At 48.9% G+C, this 20,253-nt stretch carries 22 protein-coding genes; 10 read left to right on the forward strand and 12 right to left on the reverse strand.

Translation table 11 applies throughout. The features are described from left to right. Positions 1 to 49: 49 nt before the first annotated feature. The 5 genes from FDX14_RS20740 to ycgZ form a co-directional block, all read right to left on the reverse strand. Positions 50 to 598 (reverse strand): LuxR C-terminal-related transcriptional regulator, encoded by a 549-nt coding sequence (locus FDX14_RS20740; protein WP_252182546.1) that lies wholly within the window; start codon positions 596 to 598, stop codon positions 50 to 52. Next, complete coding sequence (locus tag FDX14_RS20745) at positions 552 to 845, reverse strand: hypothetical protein (RefSeq protein ID WP_137350161.1); 294 nt, start codon at positions 843 to 845, stop codon at positions 552 to 554. The genes FDX14_RS20740 and FDX14_RS20745 overlap by 47 nt, the downstream gene beginning before the upstream one ends. 122 nt (positions 846 to 967) lie before the next feature. Continuing rightward, positions 968 to 1,234: a biofilm/acid-resistance regulator YmgB/AriR gene (locus tag FDX14_RS20750; RefSeq protein ID WP_038641176.1), complete on the reverse strand. Its 267-nt coding sequence runs from the start codon at positions 1,232 to 1,234 to the stop codon at positions 968 to 970. Positions 1,235 to 1,268: 34 nt separating this feature from the next. Next, positions 1,269 to 1,541 carry a hypothetical protein gene (locus FDX14_RS20755; protein WP_137350162.1) on the reverse strand — a complete coding sequence of 91 codons (273 nt, stop codon included), beginning with the start codon at positions 1,539 to 1,541 and terminating at the stop codon, positions 1,269 to 1,271. 45 nt (positions 1,542 to 1,586) lie between these two features. Further along, on the reverse strand, positions 1,587 to 1,823 hold the full coding sequence (gene ycgZ, locus FDX14_RS20760; protein ID WP_042307924.1) for a regulatory protein YcgZ: 237 nt from the start codon (positions 1,821 to 1,823) through the stop codon (positions 1,587 to 1,589). A 311-nt stretch (positions 1,824 to 2,134) separates the two neighbouring features. Here ycgZ and FDX14_RS20765 point away from each other — a divergent pair, with 311 nt between their 5' ends. From FDX14_RS20765 to FDX14_RS20775, 3 genes are all read left to right on the forward strand, one after another. Continuing rightward, a complete protein-coding gene (locus FDX14_RS20765) occupies positions 2,135 to 3,346 on the forward strand; it encodes a diguanylate phosphodiesterase (RefSeq protein WP_042307923.1) in 1,212 nt (403 codons plus the stop codon). A 220-nt stretch (positions 3,347 to 3,566) separates the two neighbouring features. Beyond that, a complete protein-coding gene (locus FDX14_RS20770; RefSeq protein ID WP_042307920.1) occupies positions 3,567 to 4,298 on the forward strand; it encodes a MerR family transcriptional regulator in 732 nt (243 codons plus the stop codon). Between the two features lie 330 nt (positions 4,299 to 4,628). Beyond that, positions 4,629 to 5,903: a Glu/Leu/Phe/Val family dehydrogenase gene (locus FDX14_RS20775; RefSeq protein ID WP_042307917.1), complete on the forward strand. Its 1,275-nt coding sequence runs from the start codon at positions 4,629 to 4,631 to the stop codon at positions 5,901 to 5,903. 48 nt (positions 5,904 to 5,951) lie between these two features. Here the strand turns inward: FDX14_RS20775 and FDX14_RS20780 are convergent, their stop codons facing one another. From FDX14_RS20780 to FDX14_RS20805, 6 genes are read right to left on the reverse strand one after another with little or no spacing between them, the layout of a single operon-like run. Then, positions 5,952 to 6,647, reverse strand: a complete 696-nt coding sequence (locus FDX14_RS20780; RefSeq protein ID WP_042307915.1) for a helix-turn-helix transcriptional regulator — start codon at positions 6,645 to 6,647, stop codon at positions 5,952 to 5,954. An 18-nt stretch (positions 6,648 to 6,665) separates the two neighbouring features. After that, entirely contained in the window at positions 6,666 to 7,181 is a 516-nt protein-coding gene (locus tag FDX14_RS20785; protein ID WP_042307914.1) for a fimbrial protein, read from the reverse strand. A gap of 13 nt (positions 7,182 to 7,194) precedes the next feature. Further along, positions 7,195 to 8,124 carry a fimbrial protein gene (locus FDX14_RS20790; protein WP_064507020.1) on the reverse strand — a complete coding sequence of 310 codons (930 nt, stop codon included), beginning with the start codon at positions 8,122 to 8,124 and terminating at the stop codon, positions 7,195 to 7,197. 27 nt (positions 8,125 to 8,151) lie between these two features. Beyond that, a complete protein-coding gene (locus FDX14_RS20795; RefSeq protein WP_137350168.1) occupies positions 8,152 to 10,662 on the reverse strand; it encodes a fimbria/pilus outer membrane usher protein in 2,511 nt (836 codons plus the stop codon). Between the two features lie 29 nt (positions 10,663 to 10,691). After that, positions 10,692 to 11,369, reverse strand: a complete 678-nt coding sequence (locus tag FDX14_RS20800) for a fimbrial biogenesis chaperone (protein WP_137350169.1) — start codon at positions 11,367 to 11,369, stop codon at positions 10,692 to 10,694. Positions 11,370 to 11,420: 51 nt separating this feature from the next. Continuing rightward, the gene (locus FDX14_RS20805) at positions 11,421 to 11,951 is read right to left on the reverse strand and encodes a fimbrial protein (RefSeq protein WP_137350163.1); all 531 of its coding nucleotides are present in this window, start codon (positions 11,949 to 11,951) and stop codon (positions 11,421 to 11,423) included. A 357-nt stretch (positions 11,952 to 12,308) separates the two neighbouring features. On the opposite strand from FDX14_RS20805, the gene FDX14_RS20810 reads away from it, so the two are divergent. The 6 genes from FDX14_RS20810 to FDX14_RS20835 all read left to right on the forward strand — a co-directional run bounded on the left by FDX14_RS20810 (position 12,309) and on the right by FDX14_RS20835 (position 19,020). After that, the gene (locus tag FDX14_RS20810) at positions 12,309 to 12,971 is read left to right on the forward strand and encodes a winged helix-turn-helix transcriptional regulator (protein WP_170973609.1); all 663 of its coding nucleotides are present in this window, start codon (positions 12,309 to 12,311) and stop codon (positions 12,969 to 12,971) included. A gap of 39 nt (positions 12,972 to 13,010) precedes the next feature. After that, entirely contained in the window at positions 13,011 to 13,661 is a 651-nt protein-coding gene (locus FDX14_RS20815) for a winged helix-turn-helix transcriptional regulator (protein WP_252182547.1), read from the forward strand. A gap of 323 nt (positions 13,662 to 13,984) precedes the next feature. Beyond that, on the forward strand, positions 13,985 to 15,055 hold the full coding sequence (gene dhaK / locus FDX14_RS20820; protein ID WP_137350164.1) for a dihydroxyacetone kinase subunit DhaK: 1,071 nt from the start codon (positions 13,985 to 13,987) through the stop codon (positions 15,053 to 15,055). 11 nt (positions 15,056 to 15,066) lie between these two features. Beyond that, positions 15,067 to 15,699, forward strand: a complete 633-nt coding sequence (gene dhaL, locus FDX14_RS20825) for a dihydroxyacetone kinase subunit DhaL (RefSeq protein WP_137350172.1) — start codon at positions 15,067 to 15,069, stop codon at positions 15,697 to 15,699. A 10-nt stretch (positions 15,700 to 15,709) separates the two neighbouring features. After that, positions 15,710 to 17,140: a dihydroxyacetone kinase phosphoryl donor subunit DhaM gene (gene dhaM, locus FDX14_RS20830; RefSeq protein ID WP_137350165.1), complete on the forward strand. Its 1,431-nt coding sequence runs from the start codon at positions 15,710 to 15,712 to the stop codon at positions 17,138 to 17,140. Between the two features lie 167 nt (positions 17,141 to 17,307). Then, the gene (locus tag FDX14_RS20835; RefSeq protein ID WP_137350166.1) at positions 17,308 to 19,020 is read left to right on the forward strand and encodes an alpha,alpha-trehalase; all 1,713 of its coding nucleotides are present in this window, start codon (positions 17,308 to 17,310) and stop codon (positions 19,018 to 19,020) included. A 45-nt stretch (positions 19,021 to 19,065) separates the two neighbouring features. Here FDX14_RS20835 and FDX14_RS20840 read toward each other — a convergent pair whose 3' ends face one another. Beyond that, positions 19,066 to 19,320 (reverse strand): GlsB/YeaQ/YmgE family stress response membrane protein, encoded by a 255-nt coding sequence (locus FDX14_RS20840; RefSeq protein ID WP_006684222.1) that lies wholly within the window; start codon positions 19,318 to 19,320, stop codon positions 19,066 to 19,068. Between the two features lie 198 nt (positions 19,321 to 19,518). Between FDX14_RS20840 and ycgR the strand changes: the two genes are divergently transcribed. Continuing rightward, positions 19,519 to 20,253: a flagellar brake protein YcgR gene (gene ycgR / locus FDX14_RS20845; RefSeq protein WP_042307898.1), complete on the forward strand. Its 735-nt coding sequence runs from the start codon at positions 19,519 to 19,521 to the stop codon at positions 20,251 to 20,253.

A 20,253-nucleotide genomic window follows, 5' to 3' on the forward strand; every position in this document is an offset into this window, starting at 1 on the left:
CGTCATATTGAGAATGCCAAATGCCAAAAATCCATGCACTGTATTTTACTCAGGCATGTTTCAGCCAGTTCCTGAATATTGGGGTTTGCAGTATTCCCTGAAAATCAATCAACCCCGAACAGCCAAGTTTCTTGATCAGATTTTGCCTGCTCAGGTAAATCGTTTTTAAGTGCAGGTTAAGCAAGCCAGAAATTTCAGAAATAGTCCGCCCTTCCCCTAATTGCGTTAAGATAAATTTATCCCGTTCAGTCAGGACGATATTTATTTCAGATTGCTGGCCGTGTTCAGTATCAATGCTGATAATTTCAGCGATAAATTTTTTGATTGAGGCTACGCCACTGTCTACAGGAAGCCTGTAGAACGAAAGTTCATTGAGATACTGATACAGATGACCATCAATCAGAAGCACCAGCCGATGCGTCCTGAGATCATAGTTTTGCTTTTTGACAGTGTTGAAGTAGTTAATCGTAAAGAAAACAAGGTGCACGTTCTTATCTTTATATTCTATATCAGCGAGAATATTCTCCAGGCCTTGTCTGATATAGACATCATCAATCCACAATTCTGCATGTCTGGCGTGTTCCTGAACTGTATTCATTATTTATGACCTCTAAAAAATCACAATTAATCTGACGGGGTTCAGAACGAATACCTGGTTGAAGGTGACGCATAATCTGCATATAGAGATCGATTAATATAGCATTCTTCTCATTCTTCAGCTGTACACTAAGTGCCTGAACAAGAATGTCATCACTGACATAACCCATTTTCAACATCACATTGCGCTCTAAATTCTTGTATAAAGCGCACTGGAAAATATAATTTTCCGGAATTGAATTAATCATATCAAGCCCATAATAATGCAGTCTAAGAATGAGAAGATGCTATGTGTAGTCTTAATTCAAAGTATACAAATACTCAGCACATACTATGGATGCTGGAGCTTCATGATTATAAAATAACTTTATTAGACGTCGTCAGCGGTATAGCGCAACACTATTTCCAGTGTTTTTCTGATGATATCAGCCTGAACAACATCGGTTGTCGATTCCAGTGAAGCGATCAGGCTTAAAATGATATTTTTATTATTAACATTATCACCAGCTAAAATCACATTTGTTACTGCTTGTCCCAATACAACGGATTCATCTGCTAATAGCTCACCGGCATTACGGAAGTAACTCGACAAAGCCTTATCTGCTATTGCTCTGTGAACATTCATTTCCTGAAGCATAGTCACCTCGCTTGTATAGTATGGAAAATGGTCTCTAATGTAATTTAGGCTTTTTACTGCCACTGAATACACTCTCATCACCAGTTCTTTCCGGTTTGGGGTTCATCCTTGCCGCATTAGAATCTGTGAAATCATGAATTATGCTGTCAATAAGATGTCTACGCCCGGCATCCGCTTCACTCACCTTCATAAGACGTAATTGCTTAATCAATGCGGGTAGTGATATTGCCGTGTTCATGCGCAAAATCTGTATAACAGCTAAACCTGTAATTTCGTGTTTCAAGCGTTCATGGTCAGTTTTCTTCATAACTACTTCACTACTTTCCCCATTTAGATGTTTTAGGGCATCCCTTTATTCGAAGAGCAGGCCGATTAAGGCATTGTAATGCTTCTGTTCATCCTCTCCGGATGCTTTTTCAAGACGGTTCAAAAGCTTGGCACAGAGTGACTTTCGGCTCAGGTTACGTCCATCTTTCAATATCTCAGTGACGATCTCTCCCAATGTTTCCTGCTGTGTAGGAAGATGCGCTTTTGCAAAGTAACGAGAGATTGCGTGTGCGGAATCAGTGAGAACTCTGTGCTGCTGCATATGTTGCTCCTGTAACAAAATGCTGGTGAGTATTAAGTTTTATAACAGTAGCAAAGTTGTACCAAAAATGTGTACATCGAGATAAGGCAAATTTTAACATAAAGTGCTATATTTTATTTATCAATATGTTACGAAGAAAAAGAAAAACACGATATCTCCACCCATTGTACAACCTCTATGAACCAGGGCAATTACGATTTTTGTTGAACCTTATTATGTAAAATTACAGTTAAAATAATGTATTGAAAATCAGGACATAACCGCGTTTGTCTGATACTGTCCTCACCTCATCCCTTAATCCCGGACTTTCCATGCTCACGACCATTATTTACCGTAGCCATCTACGTGATGACGCCCCCCTCTATGCGATTGAGGATATGGTGGTGGCCGCAAATCTGAAAAACAGGCGATCTGATGTTACGGGGATCTTGCTCTTTAACGGTCGGCATTTTTTCCAACTACTTGAAGGCCCAGAGGAGCAGGTGAAGGAGATTTATCGTTGTATTTGTAACGACCCACGGCACTACAATATTGTCGAACTGATGTGCGATTATGCCCCAGCGCGCCGGTTCGGGAAGGTCGGGATGGAGTTATTTGATTTACAAAAACATGAACGGGCTGAGGTCTTACAAGCTGTACTGAATCAGGGAACGTCAAAATTCCAGCTCACGTATGATGACCGGGCATTGCAGTTTTTCCGGACATTCGTACTGGCGACAGAAAAATCGACTTATTTCGAAATCCCTGCTGCCAATTTCTGGGATTTTATTACCGATAATAGTGGTACCACCCTTAATAAAGCAGAGCTTGCGTCAAATACCGACTACACCTTTGCCTTTCAACCAATTATCGATCCTCTCTCACAACGCGTTATCGCTCTGGAAGCGCTGATTCGTGGTAAAGATGGGGAAACTCCGGCAGCGTACTTTGACAAATTAAGCACGGAAGAGATGTACACAGCGGATCTGGAAAGTAAAAAGACGGCATTTGCCATGGCCAGCGCGCTGAACCTTGGTGAAAAAATGTTGTCAGTCAACCTGTTACCTATGACGCTGGTGAACAGACCCGACGCTGTTAACTTTCTGATTCATGAAATAGCCGCAAATGGGCTGGTCCCTGAACAAATCATTGTGGAATTTACCGAGAGCGAAGTCATCTCACGCTTTGATGCTTTTGCACAGGCGGTAAAATCACTTAAAGCATCGGGGATTTGTGTGGCAGTTGATCATTTCGGCGCGGGTTATGCCGGGCTATTGCTCCTGTCTCGTTTCCAGCCGGACAGAATAAAGATAAGCCGTGAACTCATTGCTGATGTCCATAAAAGTGGCCCGAGGCAAGCTATCATTCAGGCGATCATTAAATGCTGTACTTCACTTGAGATTCAACTTTCCGCCGTTGGCATTGAAAAACCCGAAGAATGGATGTGGCTTGAATCCGCCGGGATCGAGCTTTTCCAGGGTAACTTATTTGCAGCAGCCTTGCTGAATGGTACCCCTTCAGTAGCATGGCCTGAGAAAAAATAAACTCGCTTAGGGTAAGCTGTAACTTAATGACATTATGAAAAATTTTTGTTACCCCGCTCCGCTATTTGATGTTGAATGCAGTAAGATTCTCACGCGTGATAGTAAAGTAAATCTTAATTTTGCTAGAATGCTCTGTATGTTTTGTACAATTTGATGCATGTTGTACAAAGTGACAGGAACCGCATATCGGTGACGGAGAATCAGGCGTGTTGGGGGAACTATGGCTTATTACAGCATTGGCGACGTCGCAGAGCGTTGCGGGATAAATCCTGTGACCCTTCGGGCATGGCAACGACGCTACGGTTTACTCAAACCTCAACGAAGTGAAGGCGGCCATCGACTCTTTGATGAAGAGGATATTCAACGTATTGAAGAAATCAAACGTTGGATTAGCAATGGTACGCCTGTTGGGAAAGTTAAAGCATTACTGGAAACCAGTACCCGTGAAACTGACGATGACTGGAATCAGCTGCAGGAAGAGATGATGAGCATTCTGCGGATGGCGCATCCGCCGAAACTGCGGGCCAAAATGCTCTCTCTTGGCCGCGCGTATCCGGTAGATGCGTTGATTGACCGAGTCTATCTCCCTGTACGTCAGCGGCTCATACTTGATCATAATACCTCTCGCATAATGAACAGTATGCTTGACGGCGCGCTGATTGAATATGTTGCGGTACTCCTGTCGGAAACGCGTCGCAAGTCAGGGAAAGATGCCATTCTGATGGCCTGGGATGTTGAAGACAGAACCCGCTTATGGCTGGAGGCCTGGCGCTTATCGCAATCCGGGTGGCATATCGCCATTCTTGCAGAACCTATTGAAACACCACGTCCTGAGCTATTCCCCGGACAAACACTTTTTGTCTGGACCGGTACGACGCCAACCAGAAGACAAAATGAACTGCTGCAACACTGGAATGAGCAAGGATACAAAGTCATTTTCCACGGGCCTTGACCCGACAGACGCCCAGCTCGACGCAATAAAGCAAATACATTTTATTATCATATTGTTTACTTTTAGAGGTGCGTCATAAATCTGACAAAATGTGTTTTTTGCAAAACACGCATACCAAATCACCCATACCGCAATAAAAACCGCAAAATAGTTAAAGAAAAGCATAATTATTCATTTTCCAGATAAAGCCCATACTATCCATACCGATAAGCCGTGTTGGCTGGACAGGCCACCTGTCGAAAAAAATGTTAAATTTAGGTTTATATGGTGAGATTCACTGTATACCACGGCCAAATTAAGAACATATTACTTTTATAACTAAGGTTTATCATGGATAAGTTATCTTACGCTTCAGATAGCAGCACATCTGCCTGGAATACCTACCTGCAACAAATCGAGCGTGTGGCCCCTTACCTGGGCGAACTTTCCCATTGGGTGGATACCCTGCGTCACCCAAAACGCGCATTGATTGTCGATATCCCGGTACAAATGGATGACGGGACTATCCGTCATTTTGAAGGGTATCGTGTGCAACATAACCTTTCGCGCGGTCCGGGCAAAGGTGGTGTGCGTTTTCATCCTGATGTTGATCTTAATGAAGTGATGGCCCTGTCCGCATGGATGACCATCAAATGCGCGGCATTGAATCTGCCGTACGGCGGTGCCAAAGGGGGTGTGCGCGTCGATCCGTTCTCACTGTCTGAGGGCGAACTGGAGCGTTTGACCCGTCGCTATACCAGCGAAATCGGCATTATTATAGGACCGCAGAAAGACATACCTGCGCCGGATGTGGGTACAAACGGTAAAGTGATGGCCTGGATGATGGATACCTATTCCATGAACCACGGCACCACCGTGACCAGTGTTGTCACCGGTAAACCTATTCACCTTGGCGGCTCGTTAGGCCGTGATAAAGCCACCGGTCGCGGCGTTTTTGTCAGCGGTCTGGAAGTGGCTCGTCGTGCTAATATCGAAGTTGAAGGCGCTCGTGTTGCAGTGCAAGGTTTTGGTAACGTCGGCAGTGAAGCCGCCCGTCTTTTCGCGGCAGCAGGCGCACGTGTCGTTGCTATTCAGGATCACACCGCGACGCTGTTTAACGCTACCGGTATCGACATGTCCGCGCTGTCAGCCTGGCAACTGGAACACAAGCAGATTGCAGGTTTCCCGGGAGCTGAAACCATCGCCAGCGAGGCGTTCTGGAGCCTGGAGATGGACATACTGATCCCTGCAGCGCTCGAAGGTCAGATCACGCGTCACCGCGCTGAAACGCTAACCTGTAAACTAGTACTCGAAGGCGCCAACGGTCCAACCTATCCTGATGCAGATGATGTTCTGGCTAGCCGTGGTATTGTGGTTGTACCTGACGTGGTTTGTAACGCTGGGGGCGTTACCGTCAGCTACTTCGAATGGGTTCAGGACATGGCAAGCTTCTTCTGGAGCGAAGAAGAGATCAACCAACGCATGGATAAAATCATGACCGATGCGATGGTACACGTATGGGAAAAAGCGGCCGAGAAATCCTGCTCTCTGCGTACCGCCGCCTATATTGTTGCCTGCGAGCGTATTTTACTGGCACGTAAAGATCGCGGAATTTATCCGGGCTAAGACCCTGAGTAATCTTGAGCATAAGCCACCTGCTAAGCAGGTGGCTTCCTATCTGCTGCTCACCGGGAGCATGTACAATTCTGCATCAGGTGCAATTGGCCGTGTTATTGTTTCTTCACTCGCTGCTGGTATCTCCGCGCTGAACACCCTCTTTTCCTGCGCAGCGATGAGGAATTGTAATAATTCGCAATCCGACCTCAACCTAAATTTATTCATTAAGGCTCGACGGTGCGCCAGCACAGTTTTCTGACAAATATGCATATGCAAACCAATTTGCTTTGATGTGAGCCCTGACAATAATAAACGAATTAACTGATGCTGCTGCGCTGTGAATGTTTTATGTGGGCAACCCAAGCAAGAGCGCCCCTTATTGGTAAAATTTGCATTTTTCACTAAGGACCAGTGATGTTTAATCACCGCCCCCATCTGACTGGCCGAAGTATCGTGTGGAATAAAAATAATATGGTTGATACATGAAGGCACTTCGCCACGCGCAGGAATATGCTCCCTGTCAATTAAACCCACAATAAGCCCTGGCGATCGTGTAAAGAACTCTGAATGGCAAAGATAATGTTCACCGGGGCTGAGCATTAAAATCATCACATCATCAGTTGCCCTATTTTTAGAGTCAAAATTGTGAATACTCAGCGTTTGCCTGCCCAATTCCAGTGAAAATATTTCTCTAAGTAATGCGATTAATCCCAATTTATACATATTGTCATCACAGCGGATGCTGATGTTCATTAAGGCGCCTGCTTTAGTTTATTGGTAGGTCATAGAAATAGTAATCGCAGAGTTGATGGTTCCAGGTGTTACCTGCCCTTGCTCACTATAAATTCTGGCGCGCAAACGCCATGTATAACGCTGATTGGAAATATTTGCAGTTAATGATTTTCCGTCGCCAAGGGGCACGCCATCGCTCGCCTGTAACTGGATTGCGACGGGTGAGGCGGTACCGGTATTCCGGTACATATCATTGGGATGGTCACTATCGGCGTTGCCGTTAAACAATACCGTAACGCGACTTGTCCCGGCAGGACACTGTTCAACACTTAACTCAAAAGCGACCCACGGCGTGGTCGAACTCGCGGTGTATAACGATGAAGCGGTAACAGATTGCCCAGGCGTTAAATCAACAGTTTTGGTCACACTGTCACTGCTCACCTGACAGGGCGCAGTTTTGACATTGCCGTTGATATTGAGCGTCACCGGATCGCCTATGCCCCATGCCGGTGATGCGAGTACCATCGCTATGGCCGTCCTTTTTCCAGGTAACATTCTTTATTCCCTGTTATTGGTAAGTAATATTCAGCGTCGCGGTTGCATTGGCGCTTCCCGGTCTGACGACCGACCTGGTCTGGTAGTAACGCGCCACCAGCGGAAATGTTTCCTGCCCGCCCGCTGAACGCTTCAACGCAATGCGATTATTCAGTTGCAACGGAACGTTGTTATAAAGCATTTGTATCCCTACCCCGTCTGCAGTTCCCGGCGTTCCCTGACCGTTCAGCGCCAACACGCTCGTATCGCCTGTCACATCGGGGTTTTGCGTGCCCATGAGTTCCACGTTAATGTTGGCGGACGCATCACAGTTAAGTCCAAGGTTCTGGCTATCGCTACGCGGCGGGTTAAACCCCGATTGGTTAGAGAATTCACTGGCATTAATGTCGCCAAGGTTAAAATTCAGCGTCTGGCTGGTAACAGAGCATGCTAATACCGTTACCTGAGTATTTGCATCGAGGGAAATTTGCGTAAAATAATTATCCGGTGTGACGAACCATCCCTGCATTATTACTCCCGGCGTTAAATATCCAGGGGTTATTTTCCCGGTTTTAATTAACATCACATCGTAAAAACCGAGATTATAAACGTAAGCCGTACCGTTGGATGGCAGCACAAAGCTACCAGGTGAAACTGATACGCGTATCCCCACACCATCGAGGTTAGTGTTAAATACATTATTTATTGGCGAGTTTGTTGCCGATAAATAATTAAACGTATAACCGCCACTGCATGACGTTGGCTTGTCGGGAGCATCCACTTCAAGCTTTGCATACCCGGAAAGTCTGGCCCGCGCAATTTCGCTACCTACCGGCGCATCGCGTTGCACGAGAATATTGCCCATGGTAACTGTGCCAAATAGCGTCGCATTGACGGAACAATTATCAGCATAGCTCAAACCGGGGAGTAACAATAAAATACAGAGAACGTAAATTCGGTTCATCTTAATAGACTCAATAAATAAAGTGAGTTACCGACACAGACTGTCAGTCACGGTAATACCACGATAATTTTCTTCGCTGTTCAGCGTATATTTAGCCGTACAGTGCTGTTGGTTGTCATTGCCCCAGACAACGTCCAGTATGCTTTGTGGCTGCATGCCGCTTAAATAAACCTGGCCGTCATCCCCTACAATGAAGCTTTGCCCCTGAACACCTCTGACCGTCACCATCGCACCAAATGGGACAGGTTTTCCGTTATCACGGCGTAACGTGAGCAATACACGCAATCCTACGTTGGCCACAAAATCTGTGCGAACTATCGCGCCACGTGTCGGCACCACGGTTTTATTAGTCAGTTCCAGCTCAACGTCATCTGCTACAGTTGCCGTCTCCAGTCCGATATCATTTTTGCGATAGGGAGAGACGTTACTGGCAACGGTGTATCCACGAAAATCAGTGCGTACGCCACTTTGGTTTTTTATACCGACATTCGCAGCGCCCGGCGCTTTAATCAAGACGTTGGTTTCACCCAATGGCTGTGAAAATGTGACACCATCCGCGTGGGCGAGTACGCCCCCCGCTAGCGAATAATTCACCCGTTGCAGGTTGCGATCGTAACTGTAACCCCCGCTGACTTCAGCGTACCCGCCTTTATAATCAGCGTTCAGGCTGCCGGTATAACCAGCATCCTCAGAACCATAACCCTGCCGAATACTCCAGTTCAGAGCATTTCCCTCCAGCGCCATCCCGCTCAAGCCGACGCTGTGCGTTGTCCCGCTGTTACGACTGGTATTCATGCTATAGCTGGCCCAGGAATTGTTCGAAAAGCATTCCAGTGGAAGGCTAATATTCAGTGCCACCAAACGCTCGCTGTCGTAGCGAGCATTGCTGCCCGAATAACCGTTTTTACTCTGCGTCCAGCCAATCCCATAGCTTATTCCGTGCCAGGTGTTGTTATAACTCAGGCTCCATGACTGCAATGGTTTTGCGTAATGCCAGTAATCTTCCCGCACCGCGCTGAGCGAAAGGGAGCCACCTGACGCCCCCAGAGACTGGTTGATGGTCGCCTCCATGCGATTACGGCGTTTCTCTATCGATGAGCTGCTGGTCCCATAAGAATCAAACGTGTCTTGCATCCCGGAATAGCCAGCCGTTGAATAACGATACCCGGCAATCGAAAAGTTTGTCCCGGTTACCACGCTGTTTTTGCTGTAACGAATGCGCCAGGATTGTCCCTGCTGTTGTCCCGTATTCTGTGGCTGGGACCAGGACTGGCTAACATCAGCCGAAACCGCCCCCACCACGCCAAGATTTTTCCCGATACCTACTGCAACAGAACGATAATTATCTGCCCCCTGGACGCCGCCATAAGCCGTGAATCCTGCCGGCAAACCATAAATTAGCGTTCCCTGAACAAAGGACGTCTGCTCAACCCGACTGTCATATGAGCGATAACGCCCAGCGGTCAATGCATATTTAAGACGCCCTTCCCGCTGCAGTACGGGCAATGAAGCAAACGGAACGATAAAATGTTGTTCACTACCGTCTGCTTCTTTGATACTCACGTCGAGATCGCCCGCGCCTCCTGTCGGGTACATATCGGTTATTTCAAACGCACCTGGAGAGACGTAGTTTTGGTAAATTTGATAACCATTTTGTCGAATGATCACCTGCGCGTTTGTACGGGCGATTCCTCGCACCACCGGCGCATAGCCTTTCAGCGAATCTGGGATCATCTCATCATCAGAGGCAAGTTGGCCGCCGCGAAAAGGAATGCTGTCAAAAACGTCGGCTGGCGAAGTACTGTCGCCCAGTACCAGTTGCGCTTTCAGCGGAATAATATTGCGCTGCACGTAGCTATAGACGGTGTCCCAGTGCGCATTTCCCTGGCTGTCTTTATTCCAGGTGCTGTAGTTACGTAACCGCCACGGGCCAATGTTAATTCCCGGACGCAGGTTAACGTACTGACTGTTGCTGTTGTTTCCTGTGTCTTTTGTCCGGCTGTTATCCCCACTGAGACTGTAATTGAGCATCATGGCTGTAATACCTTCATCCCACTGTTCTGGCGCAACATAACCGCGCGCTGGTGAAGAAAGCGCGGCCTGCGGAATACTCAATAACAACTTCTGGGAAGAAAATAACAGTTCGCTGGAAGCCTGAGGAATAGCGGATAGATCAGCGCAATTCTCGTTCCTGACAAGCCCTGGATATAACGCTGTCTTCACACCGTAGCCCTCCAACAACTCTGTAGAAAGACACGGTTCCAGCATTCCCCCTTCCCGTCTGGTAAACACTACATCGCGGGTATCAACATTCTCTCCATTAAGAAGAATATCAACATGATATGTTCCTTCCGCCTGTTGTCCTGTCTCAAATCCGGAAAGATCAACATCGCCATTTGTGGATCCTGTACGCTCCAGTAACGCAGGGTTAAAATAATCACGACCTTTTACTTCATTAAGTACATTGGCGACGGTTAATAAAATACACAGCAACAATCGGACCGGAGGTGGATTAGATATCATTTTGGCTATCATCATTGACATAATCTTCCCGTCCGGACTGAGTTTTAGAGTGAAGCGTGATACGCCTCACTTATTCCGCCGTAATCATTAATAATTCTGTAGGTTATTACTCCACCGGTAATACCTGTCGGTAGTGCGAAACTCGCGCTGCGTCCGGGCGCGACAAACGTGACGTCTTCGATTCTTTTACCTGCCACGGTAATTTCATTAAAATTAATAAAGTATGCGGATGGGTTCGTCACCTGAATATATTTACCGTTCGATTTCCAGTGTAGTTTTTCTACCTGCGCATCTGGTGTTGACTGGGTTAATCCTGGCGGCCTGTAGATCAGTTTTATTCGCGTTTTGATAGCTATTTGTAATGTATTATCTTTACGTTCTGCAGACGGTATCGATTTAATATTGAGCCAGAACAGAGATTCTTTATCTTCTGGCAAATTACCTGCGCGAATAATGCGCATTACGTTTCGCTGTCCTTTATCCAACCGATAAAGCGGTGGAGTAATGATAAACGGTGCTTTTACCACGTCGTTGCTTTGCGTTTCAATCCACGATTGAATTAAGTAAGGAACCGCATCAGGGTTATTAACGCTCAGCGAAGCCTCTTTCTTTCCGCCATCGTAAATGACTCGGGTACCACCGATTGAAACACCCGCATGCGCAGTAGTAATACCGATCGCCACAATAACCAGGAGCAACATACAAAAACGTAATACTCTCATCATAAACCTCTGAAAGGGCCGTTTGCCGGCCCTTAAAACTGCACAGGTAAATCAGTTGTAGTTAACAGTGAAATTAGCCACCGCGTTAGCCGCGCCAGGAAGAACAGGCACAACGGTTGCCACATAGGCGGCATAGAAATCCAGATTATTATCCGCGGTACTGGATAACATGTAGGTATAACCGTTGTCCTGATTAAGTCCCAAGTTCATACTGTCTGCCGTCTTAAGACGTATTGCCACGCCGCTTGCCGACCCGGAACCTTGTGTGATGGCCAACAAGCTACTGTCATTACCGTCATGCGCACCGTCAAATTTCACCTTTGCTGCGGCCACGCTGGCCGGGCAATCTTTCAGCCGTAGCGTAAACTTTGTGGTGGATGCTTCATCGCCAGTACTGGCGAATGCTGTTTTAGAGACACGTCCCAGGTCGACCATCAACGTATTGCTACTACCAATATCAACGGTACAGGCCGAATCGAGGATTTCACCATTAAAAATAACCGTACCATCATAGGCCATTGCGTTTGAGGCTATGAGAATGGCCGCAGCAGACAACGTCTTCGCTATCACATTCTTATTCATAATTGCTTTCCTTAACTTTTATTTATAGTGCTGCATTGTTATTTACCCTGATGCAAATAACGCCCCATGCTTTATTATTGCCATCACTTCGAAAGCACTGAGAGAAATAATAATTACCGCAAATTAACAAGGATTGGATTAGGCCTCCAGGTGAGGAAGGCCGATCCTTATTAGATGCTATTGCTCTTCTGCTTATGGGCAATTTTGATATAGATACACACATTTGCTCAAGTTATTTTTCGGTGTAATTTTACACCTTGCGATGGATTCCATTATTCCCCTCTCATTACCATAATTATTAAAACCAACAACATCTTATATTGTTTTTAACAGCATATTCATTGAGGAGGGCGACTCATGCCTGAAACAAAAATAATCATTGAATCAAGCATGTATCATGCCTTACCGATAAAGCCGGTGGAGCACATAATAAATATCATTGAGAAGCTAAAGCCGAACGCTAACATTTGTGAAACAAAATACAGACAAATAATTAACTACAAAAGTAATAATTCTCATCAATGTTATTTGCTATTGAATGGCACGATTGCGATCTTCAGGCAACGCGACGGCTTTATGCTGAATTCTGAAGTCGCGCCATTTATCTTCGGGCTAAGCAATCAGCTTGCAGAATCGGAATATCTCTTTATGCGGAGTGAAGAGTGCTCAACCGTAGCGGCCATTCCTCTGGAAAAAGCTAATGAGATTATTGCCGATGAGGACCTGTGGGAGAGTCTGTCCAGGTTACTCATTTATACGGCCGGGCGTGTTTATGACCATTGTACTCGCATTTCCGCCCCAACCTCTTACGATATTATTCGCTCACAACTTTATGAGTTGATTCGCGAATCTGACGAGTTTCGGCAACACATTACCGCCGCAAACTATATTCAGAGCCGCACGTTTCTGTCGCGCAGCAGTATCATGAAAATTCTGGCCGAATTAAAAAAAGGCGGCTATATCGTTACCGAGCGCGGCGTATTGAAACAAATACAGCAAAATATTCCCCTGAAGTATTAACCGTACGCTATGCTGCACAACGTAAACGAATGAAAATCTATGCGGGATAACCCCATTATGCCTCATGAATCGCCGATAAACCTGCTGAAACAACCCTCGCCTTATGCTCCAGAGTTGCTGCGACAATTGACAGAAGAATGCGAGTTCAGGCGCTACCCCAAAGGTAGCCGCTTCGTATTTATCCATTCTGGAGAACATCTGTGTCAGTTTATCCGCCAGGGTACGGTAAGTATTGAAAACCTGGAGAATAATCTGGCTTTAGGCATCGCCTCTGCGCCGGTGTCTCTCGGCTTCACCAGTGCATTATCAGAGAAACTATTGCTCCGCGCCCTTGAGGAATGCGAAGTTGCGACTGTCCCACTGGAAACCGTTATGGCACGCATTGAAGCAAAACAGCTTTGGGAGCTCATGGCCCGGCATATGATCATCGTGACAAATAAACTGTTTATTCAAAATGAGATGGTAGCGGCCCCCACCACTTATGATGTGCTGTGCTATCAACTACAGGCTCTGGCCAAAGAATCAGACAACATTCGCCAGCAGATTGCCGCCTACCAGTACATTCTGGACAGGACGCACCTTTCACGTAGTAGTGTGATGAAAATGCTCGCAGCCTTAAAAAAAGGGGGATATATCGAACTTGATCAAGGAAAACTGGTGGCGATCAACCACCTGCCTGCGCGGTTTTAACTTTCATCCTCCGCTTCCTGTTCGTTCACGCCCTTTATTCTGATGAAGCTGCCTGTCACCCCTTTCTGCGGCCCCTAAAACAAAAGGATGCCCAACGTCGCATTTTTGGCGAATTTCACGCCACATCGTTTCAATATGGAACATATTGAGGTGGCAATGTTTCGTATTGAAACGCTAACTCACACAATTTTTTTTTGCATACCTGTGTGCAAAATTACCTTATCGGCAGCGAGCGGTCGCCGTAGCGTTGTACAAACCGATACCCTACATCAGATGGCTGCAGAATTTTGGCAGCATCCAGGACTGTCTGCGGAGCATAAATAATGAAAAAATTGATCAACCGTGTTGAAGACGTACTGAATGAACAACTCGCCGGACTGGCGAAGGCTTACCCCTCACTGGCGCTGCATCAGGACCCGGTGTACGTCACTCGCGCAGATGCGCCGGTGATGGGCAAAGTGGCGCTCCTCTCCGGCGGCGGCAGCGGACATGAACCAATGCACTGCGGTTATATTGGGCAGGGCATGCTCGCCGGGGCCTGCCCGGGTGAAATTTTTACCTCACCTACGCCGGATAAAATGTTCGAATGCGCCATGCAAATTGACGGCGGTGAAGGCGTCCTGCTGATCATCAAGAATTACACCGGCGACATTCTTAACTTCGAAACCGCCACCGAGTTGCTGCACGACAGCGGTATAAAAGTCACGACCATGGTGGTGGATGACGACGTCGCGGTGAAAGACAGTCTGTATACCGCCGGTCGTCGTGGCGTGGCGAATACCGTATTGATAGAAAAACTGGTCGGCGCGGCCGCCGAACGCGGTGACTCGCTGGAAGCCTGCGCGGCACTCGGGCGTCAACTGAATAACCAGGGGCACTCCATTGGGATCGCCATTGGTGCCTGTACCGTTCCGGCCGCCGGGCAACCGTCGTTCACGCTGCAGGATAACGAAATGGAATTTGGCGTGGGTATCCACGGGGAACCGGGCATTGACCGCCGGGCCTTCACGTCTCTCGACCAAACCGTAGATGAAATGTTCGACACGCTGCTGGAAAACGGCAACTACAGCCGCACGCTGCGTCATTGGGACAACGTCCAGGGCGCATGGCAGGAAGGCAAAGAAAGCAAGCGGGCGTTGCAAAGCGGCGATCGCGTCATTGCGCTGGTCAATAATCTCGGTGCAACGCCGTTGTCAGAACTCTTCGGCGTGTATAACCGCCTTGAAAGCCGTTGCCAGGATGCAGGGATCGTCATTGAGCGCAACCTGATCGGTTCTTACTGCACCTCTCTGGATATGACCGGCTTCTCAATCACCCTGTTACAGGTGGATGACGAAACGCTGAATTTATGGGATGCACCGGTTCACACCCCTGCTCTCAACTGGGGTAAATAAGGAGATTCATGATGTCCCTCACCAGAACGCAAATTGTTAACTGGCTCTATCACTGCGGCGAAATATTCACTACCGAAAGTGATTTTCTCACCGGACTGGACCGGGAAATCGGCGATGCCGACCACGGTCTGAATATGCACCGTGGCTTTAGTAAAGTGGTCGAAAAACTGCCGTCCATCTCCGATAAAGACATCGGCTTTATTTTAAAAAATACCGGCATGGTATTGCTCTCCAGCGTTGGCGGAGCCAGCGGCCCGCTGTTCGGTACCTTTTTCATCCGCGCCGCCCAGGTCACGCAAGCCCACCAGAGCCTGACGCTGGACGAGTTGTATCAAATGATTCGCGATGGCGCAGAAGGCGTCATTAGCCGTGGTAAAGCTGAGCCTGGCGACAAAACCATGTGCGACGTCTGGCTACCGGTGGTCGAATCTTTACGTCAGTCCTGCGAGCAAAAGTTAAGCGTACAGGCAGCGCTGGAAGCTGCAAGCCAACAAGCGGAAGCTGCGGCGCAAAGCACCATCACCATGCAGGCACGCAAAGGCCGCGCCAGCTACCTTGGTGAACGCAGCATTGGCCATCAGGATCCTGGCGCAACGTCCGTCATGTTTATGATGCAAATGCTGGCTCAGGCGTCCAGAGAGTAAGGATAAAGCGATGGTAAACCTGGTTATTGTGTCTCACAGCGCCCAACTGGGCGAAGGCGTCGGCGCGTTAGCCCGACAAATGTTAATGAGCGATGGCTGTAAACTCGCTATTGCCGCAGGCATTGACGATCCCGAGAATCCGATTGGCACCGATCCGATTAAGGTGATGGAAGCCATCGAGTCCGTGGCTGATACGGATCACGTATTAGTGATGATGGATATCGGCAGCGCGTTACTGAGTGCGGAAACCGCCCTTGAACTGCTCGACCCTGACATCGCCGCGAAAGTCCGTCTGTGCGCCGCCCCGCTGGTTGAAGGCACGCTGGCCGCGACGGTTAGCGCCGCTGCGGGTGCTGATATCGAGCGGGTCATCCGTGATGCCATGAACGCCCTCGACGCCAAATGTGAGCAACTGGGTTTACCTTCGCCCTCGGCAGCAAAGTCCGCTTCTGCCGAACTATCCCCCGACACAGATGCCCGTTCGATTGCCATTGTGGTGAAAAACCCCAACGGCATCCACGTTCGTCCGGCCTCACGGCTGGTATCTACGCTGTCTGGATTTAATGCCGACATGTGGCTGGAGAAAAACGGCAAGTGCGTCGTTCCTGATAGCCTCAATCAGATAGCCTTACTGCAGGTGCGTTGTAACGACACGCTGCGCCTGATTGCCAAAGGAGAACAGGCAGAAGATGCGCTGGCCGCGTTCAAACAGCTGGCGGCAGAGAATTTTGGCGAATCGCTTGAGCCAACGCAGGCGAAAAACGCGGCGACTCAGGTCCCGTCACGAGCGACGGGGACGGTATTTTGTTACGCGCCATTCTCACCCGAAATAAGCCAGCAGCCTGCTGCATCATTGCAGGCTGAGCAGCAGCGATTACAGGCCGCCATCCAGAGCACGCTGAACGATTTAAGCGAGCTAACCGCGCTTGCTGAAGAGAAGTATTCCGCCGATATCGCCGCGATCTTCTCCGGTCACCACACGCTGTTGGACGATCCCGAGCTGTTCGATATGGCCTGCGACGTAATGCGTGAAAAGCAGTGTAGCGCCGCCTGCGCCTGGCAGCAGGTGCTGAGCGAACTTAGCCAACAGTATTTACAGCTCGATGATCCCTACTTACAGGCGCGATATATCGACATTGAAGATTTACTGTCTCGTTCGCTGCAGCATTTGACTGGAGTGACGGCGCAAATCCCGACGTTCACCCGTCCGACAATCCTGATCGCGGACGTCATTTATCCGTCTACGGTATTGCAACTCGATCCGCTGACCATCAAAGGGATCTGCCTGCGTGCCGGGAGCGAGGCTTCTCACCCGGCGATTATCGCCCGTGAAATGGGACTTTGTTGGATGTGTCAGCTTGGGGAGACCCTCGATAGCATAAAGATGGGAGATACCGTCACTATTGACTGCGTGGCGCATCGGATAACCCATACAGATTAATGGCATCAGCACACCCTTCTCGACAGGGTGTGCATCTTCAGCGTTCGTCGGGAAATGTCTGTTTATTCGCAAAATGGGGAGCCGATCACGCGCAACGGTCGATCCTGAACTAAGGTTTTCTCATGGTAAATGCCGCTGCTTCGGCACGCCGCTAAGGAGATTAACCGATGATAACACCAGCAATTCGCCATCCCGGCCTGCTTTCTGTCGCGATAAAACTGACGCTTGCCAGTACCCTTTTTGCCTTTACCTCTTTTACCGTCAATGCGGAGGACGCGCCAGCAACGACACCGCAACCGCCTGATATTCTGCTTGGCCCTTTGTTTAACGATGTACAAACGGCCAAACTTTTCCCTGACCAAAAAACCTTTGCTGACGCGGTTCCCAATAGCGATCCGTTAATGATCCTCGCCGATTACCGAATGCAAAAGAATCAATCTGGATTCGATTTACGTCATTTTGTCGGGGTAAATTTTACCCTACCGAAAGAAGGTGAGAAATACGTCCCCCCTGCCGGGCAATCGCTGCGCGAGCATATTGATGGGCTGTGGCCAGTGCTAACCCGCTCGACAACCGATGCTGAAAAATGGGACTCGCTGCTGCCGCTTCCGGAGCCATATGTGGTACCAGGCGGACGTTTTCGCGAAATATATTATTGGGACAGCTATTTCACCATGCTGGGGCTTGCCGAAAGTAATCACTGGGACAAGGTTTCCGACATGGTGGCAAACTTCGCTTACGAGATTGATGCCTGGGGACACATTCCAAACGGCAACCGCACCTATTATCTGAGCCGTTCTCAACCGCCGTTCTTTGCCTTTATGGTTGAACTGCTGGCGCAGCACGACGGGGATGATGCGCTGAAAAAATACCTTCCACAAATGCTCAAAGAGTACAGCTACTGGATGGAAGGCGTCGAAACGCTCCAGCCCGGTCAGCAAAATAAGCGCGTGGTTAAGCTGGATGACGGCACCATTTTGAACCGCTACTGGGATGACCGCGATACACCGAGGCCAGAGTCATGGGTGGAGGATATCGCCACCGCCAAAAGTAACCCGAACCGCCCGGCTACCGAAATCTACCGCGACCTGCGTTCCGCCGCCGCATCTGGCTGGGATTTTAGCTCCCGCTGGATGGATAACCCCAACCAGCTAGGCACCTTGCGTACTACCAGCATCGTGCCGGTCGATCTCAATGCGCTGATGTACAAAATGGAAAAAATGATCGCCCTCGCCAGTAAAGCCGCCGGCGATGATGCCAAAGCCGCGCAGTACGAAGGCTTCGCCAATGACCGGCAAAAAGGGATCGAAAAGCACCTGTGGAACGACAAAGAGGGTTGGTATGCCGACTACGATCTGAAGAGCCATAAAGTACGTAATCAGCTTACTGCCGCCGCCCTGTTCCCGCTGTACGTTAATGCGGCGGCAAAAGATCGCGCCAGTAAGGTCGCCGCGGCAACCCAGGCGCATCTACTGCAGCCCGGCGGCCTTGCTACCACCTCGGTGAAAAGCGGCCAACAATGGGATGCACCAAACGGTTGGGCCCCGCTCCAGTGGGTCGCAGCATCCGGGTTACAGAATTACGGTCAGGATAACGTCGCCATGGACGTCACCTGGAGATTTCTCACCAACGTGCAGCACACTTACGATCGCGAAAAAAAGCTGGTTGAAAAGTATGACGTAAGCACCACAGGCACTGGCGGTGGCGGCGGTGAATATCCGTTGCAGGATGGGTTCGGCTGGACCAACGGCGTTACCCTAAAAATGCTCGACCTGATTTGTGCCAAAGAAAAACCGTGTGACAGCGTCCCCGCATCGCGTCCAGCCCCCGCTGGGACAGCATCAACTGAGCCTCAAAAGCAGATGCAACCGACGCCATAACGAACTTTCTATTACAAAGAAACGGCCCCCGCAGGGGCCGTTCAGTTAATCTCGTCGCACAAGCCGGAAAACACCCAGCACAACAATCGCGCCGACTACGGCCACCAGGAAGCTGTGGAGATTAAATCCGCTGACATCACCGCCGATACCAAACATCGTTGCCAGCCATCCGCCGACCACAGCACCGACGATACCGAGGATACAGGTCAGGATAAAACCGCCGCCATCGCGCCCCGGCATAATCAGTTTGGCGATAACACCCGCAATCAGACCAAAAACAATCCAGGCAATAATTCCCATTTTCAGGCCCTCTTTCCAGTGAATGTGCGCTCGTTATTCCCGCGCCAGTGCATTAAGTATAGGCAAGCTGTTGGATGACGCTTTTACGCGTAGACTTAATTCATTGGCTTTAGTAAAAAATTTCATCCATTTGTCTTAAGTTCTGTCGTTTGATGCCGATAATCCAACGATAAACCCGGCATCCAGGAGTCATTAGGTGTGAGTATCTACAATGAGCAGTTCCTGAAGCAAAATCCGTTAGCGGTGTTAGGCGTACTCAGGGACTTAAATTCGCAGCAGGTTCCACTGCGTATCTCCTGGTCAGGTGGCCAGTTCATCAGCAAAATACTGGCTGTCAGCCCGGACGAACTGGTCATGGACTTTGGCAGTCAGGAATATGAAAACCAGGCCGTGCAGCGGGCCAGCCAGATCTCAGTTATCGCCGAAACGCAGGGTGCCAAAGTGGAATTCACCCTGCCACAGCTTAAAAAAGGCGAGTATCAGCGGCTACCGGCATTTATCTCAACGCTGCCGCCTTCACTGTGGTTTATTCAGCGCCGGGAATATTTCCGTATCGGTGCGCCGCTGCATCCCCCCTATCGCTGCGCGGCAAAGATGCCGGACAACAGCATTCTGCATTTTCGCCTGTTCGATTTGTCTCTCGGCGGCATGGGTGGACTGTTAGAAACGGCAAAGCCAGAGGGACTGGTAGAAGGCATGCGCTTCTCACACGTTGAACTGAACATGGCGCAATGGGGGGTGTACCACGTTGACGCCCAGCTCATTTCTATTAGCGAGCGCAAAGTTATCGACAGCAAAAACGAAACCATTACCACTCCCCGCCTGAGCTTTCGTTTTCTCAACGTCGGCCCGGCGGTGGAGAGGAACTTACAGCGGATTATTTTTTCCCTTGAGCGCGAAGCCCGGGAAAAAGCAAATAAGGTGCGCGATTAA

The organism is Citrobacter sp. wls710 (assembly GCF_005281115.1).
GTDB lineage: Bacteria > Pseudomonadota > Gammaproteobacteria > Enterobacterales > Enterobacteriaceae > Citrobacter > Citrobacter werkmanii.

What these genes read in the sequence shown, in the direction of transcription:
- FDX14_RS20740 (WP_252182546.1), bottom strand. Translation starts at nt 598, where the DNA reads ATGAATACAGTTCAGGAACACGCCAGACATGCAGAATTGTGGATTGAT.
- FDX14_RS20745 (WP_137350161.1), bottom strand. Translation starts at nt 845, where the DNA reads ATGATTAATTCAATTCCGGAAAATTATATTTTCCAGTGCGCTTTATAC.
- FDX14_RS20750 (WP_038641176.1), bottom strand. Translation starts at nt 1,234, where the DNA reads ATGCTTCAGGAAATGAATGTTCACAGAGCAATAGCAGATAAGGCTTTG.
- FDX14_RS20755 (WP_137350162.1), bottom strand. Translation starts at nt 1,541, where the DNA reads ATGAAGAAAACTGACCATGAACGCTTGAAACACGAAATTACAGGTTTA.
- ycgZ (WP_042307924.1), bottom strand. Translation starts at nt 1,823, where the DNA reads ATGCAGCAGCACAGAGTTCTCACTGATTCCGCACACGCAATCTCTCGT.
- FDX14_RS20765 (WP_042307923.1), top strand. Translation starts at nt 2,135, where the DNA reads ATGCTCACGACCATTATTTACCGTAGCCATCTACGTGATGACGCCCCC.
- FDX14_RS20770 (WP_042307920.1), top strand. Translation starts at nt 3,567, where the DNA reads ATGGCTTATTACAGCATTGGCGACGTCGCAGAGCGTTGCGGGATAAAT.
- FDX14_RS20775 (WP_042307917.1), top strand. Translation starts at nt 4,629, where the DNA reads ATGGATAAGTTATCTTACGCTTCAGATAGCAGCACATCTGCCTGGAAT.
- FDX14_RS20780 (WP_042307915.1), bottom strand. Translation starts at nt 6,647, where the DNA reads ATGAACATCAGCATCCGCTGTGATGACAATATGTATAAATTGGGATTA.
- FDX14_RS20785 (WP_042307914.1), bottom strand. Translation starts at nt 7,181, where the DNA reads ATGTTACCTGGAAAAAGGACGGCCATAGCGATGGTACTCGCATCACCG.
- FDX14_RS20790 (WP_064507020.1), bottom strand. Translation starts at nt 8,124, where the DNA reads ATGAACCGAATTTACGTTCTCTGTATTTTATTGTTACTCCCCGGTTTG.
- FDX14_RS20795 (WP_137350168.1), bottom strand. Translation starts at nt 10,662, where the DNA reads ATGATGATAGCCAAAATGATATCTAATCCACCTCCGGTCCGATTGTTG.
- FDX14_RS20800 (WP_137350169.1), bottom strand. Translation starts at nt 11,369, where the DNA reads ATGAGAGTATTACGTTTTTGTATGTTGCTCCTGGTTATTGTGGCGATC.
- FDX14_RS20805 (WP_137350163.1), bottom strand. Translation starts at nt 11,951, where the DNA reads ATGAATAAGAATGTGATAGCGAAGACGTTGTCTGCTGCGGCCATTCTC.
- FDX14_RS20810 (WP_170973609.1), top strand. Translation starts at nt 12,309, where the DNA reads ATGCCTGAAACAAAAATAATCATTGAATCAAGCATGTATCATGCCTTA.
- FDX14_RS20815 (WP_252182547.1), top strand. Translation starts at nt 13,011, where the DNA reads ATGCGGGATAACCCCATTATGCCTCATGAATCGCCGATAAACCTGCTG.
- dhaK (WP_137350164.1), top strand. Translation starts at nt 13,985, where the DNA reads ATGAAAAAATTGATCAACCGTGTTGAAGACGTACTGAATGAACAACTC.
- dhaL (WP_137350172.1), top strand. Translation starts at nt 15,067, where the DNA reads ATGTCCCTCACCAGAACGCAAATTGTTAACTGGCTCTATCACTGCGGC.
- dhaM (WP_137350165.1), top strand. Translation starts at nt 15,710, where the DNA reads ATGGTAAACCTGGTTATTGTGTCTCACAGCGCCCAACTGGGCGAAGGC.
- FDX14_RS20835 (WP_137350166.1), top strand. Translation starts at nt 17,308, where the DNA reads ATGATAACACCAGCAATTCGCCATCCCGGCCTGCTTTCTGTCGCGATA.
- FDX14_RS20840 (WP_006684222.1), bottom strand. Translation starts at nt 19,320, where the DNA reads ATGGGAATTATTGCCTGGATTGTTTTTGGTCTGATTGCGGGTGTTATC.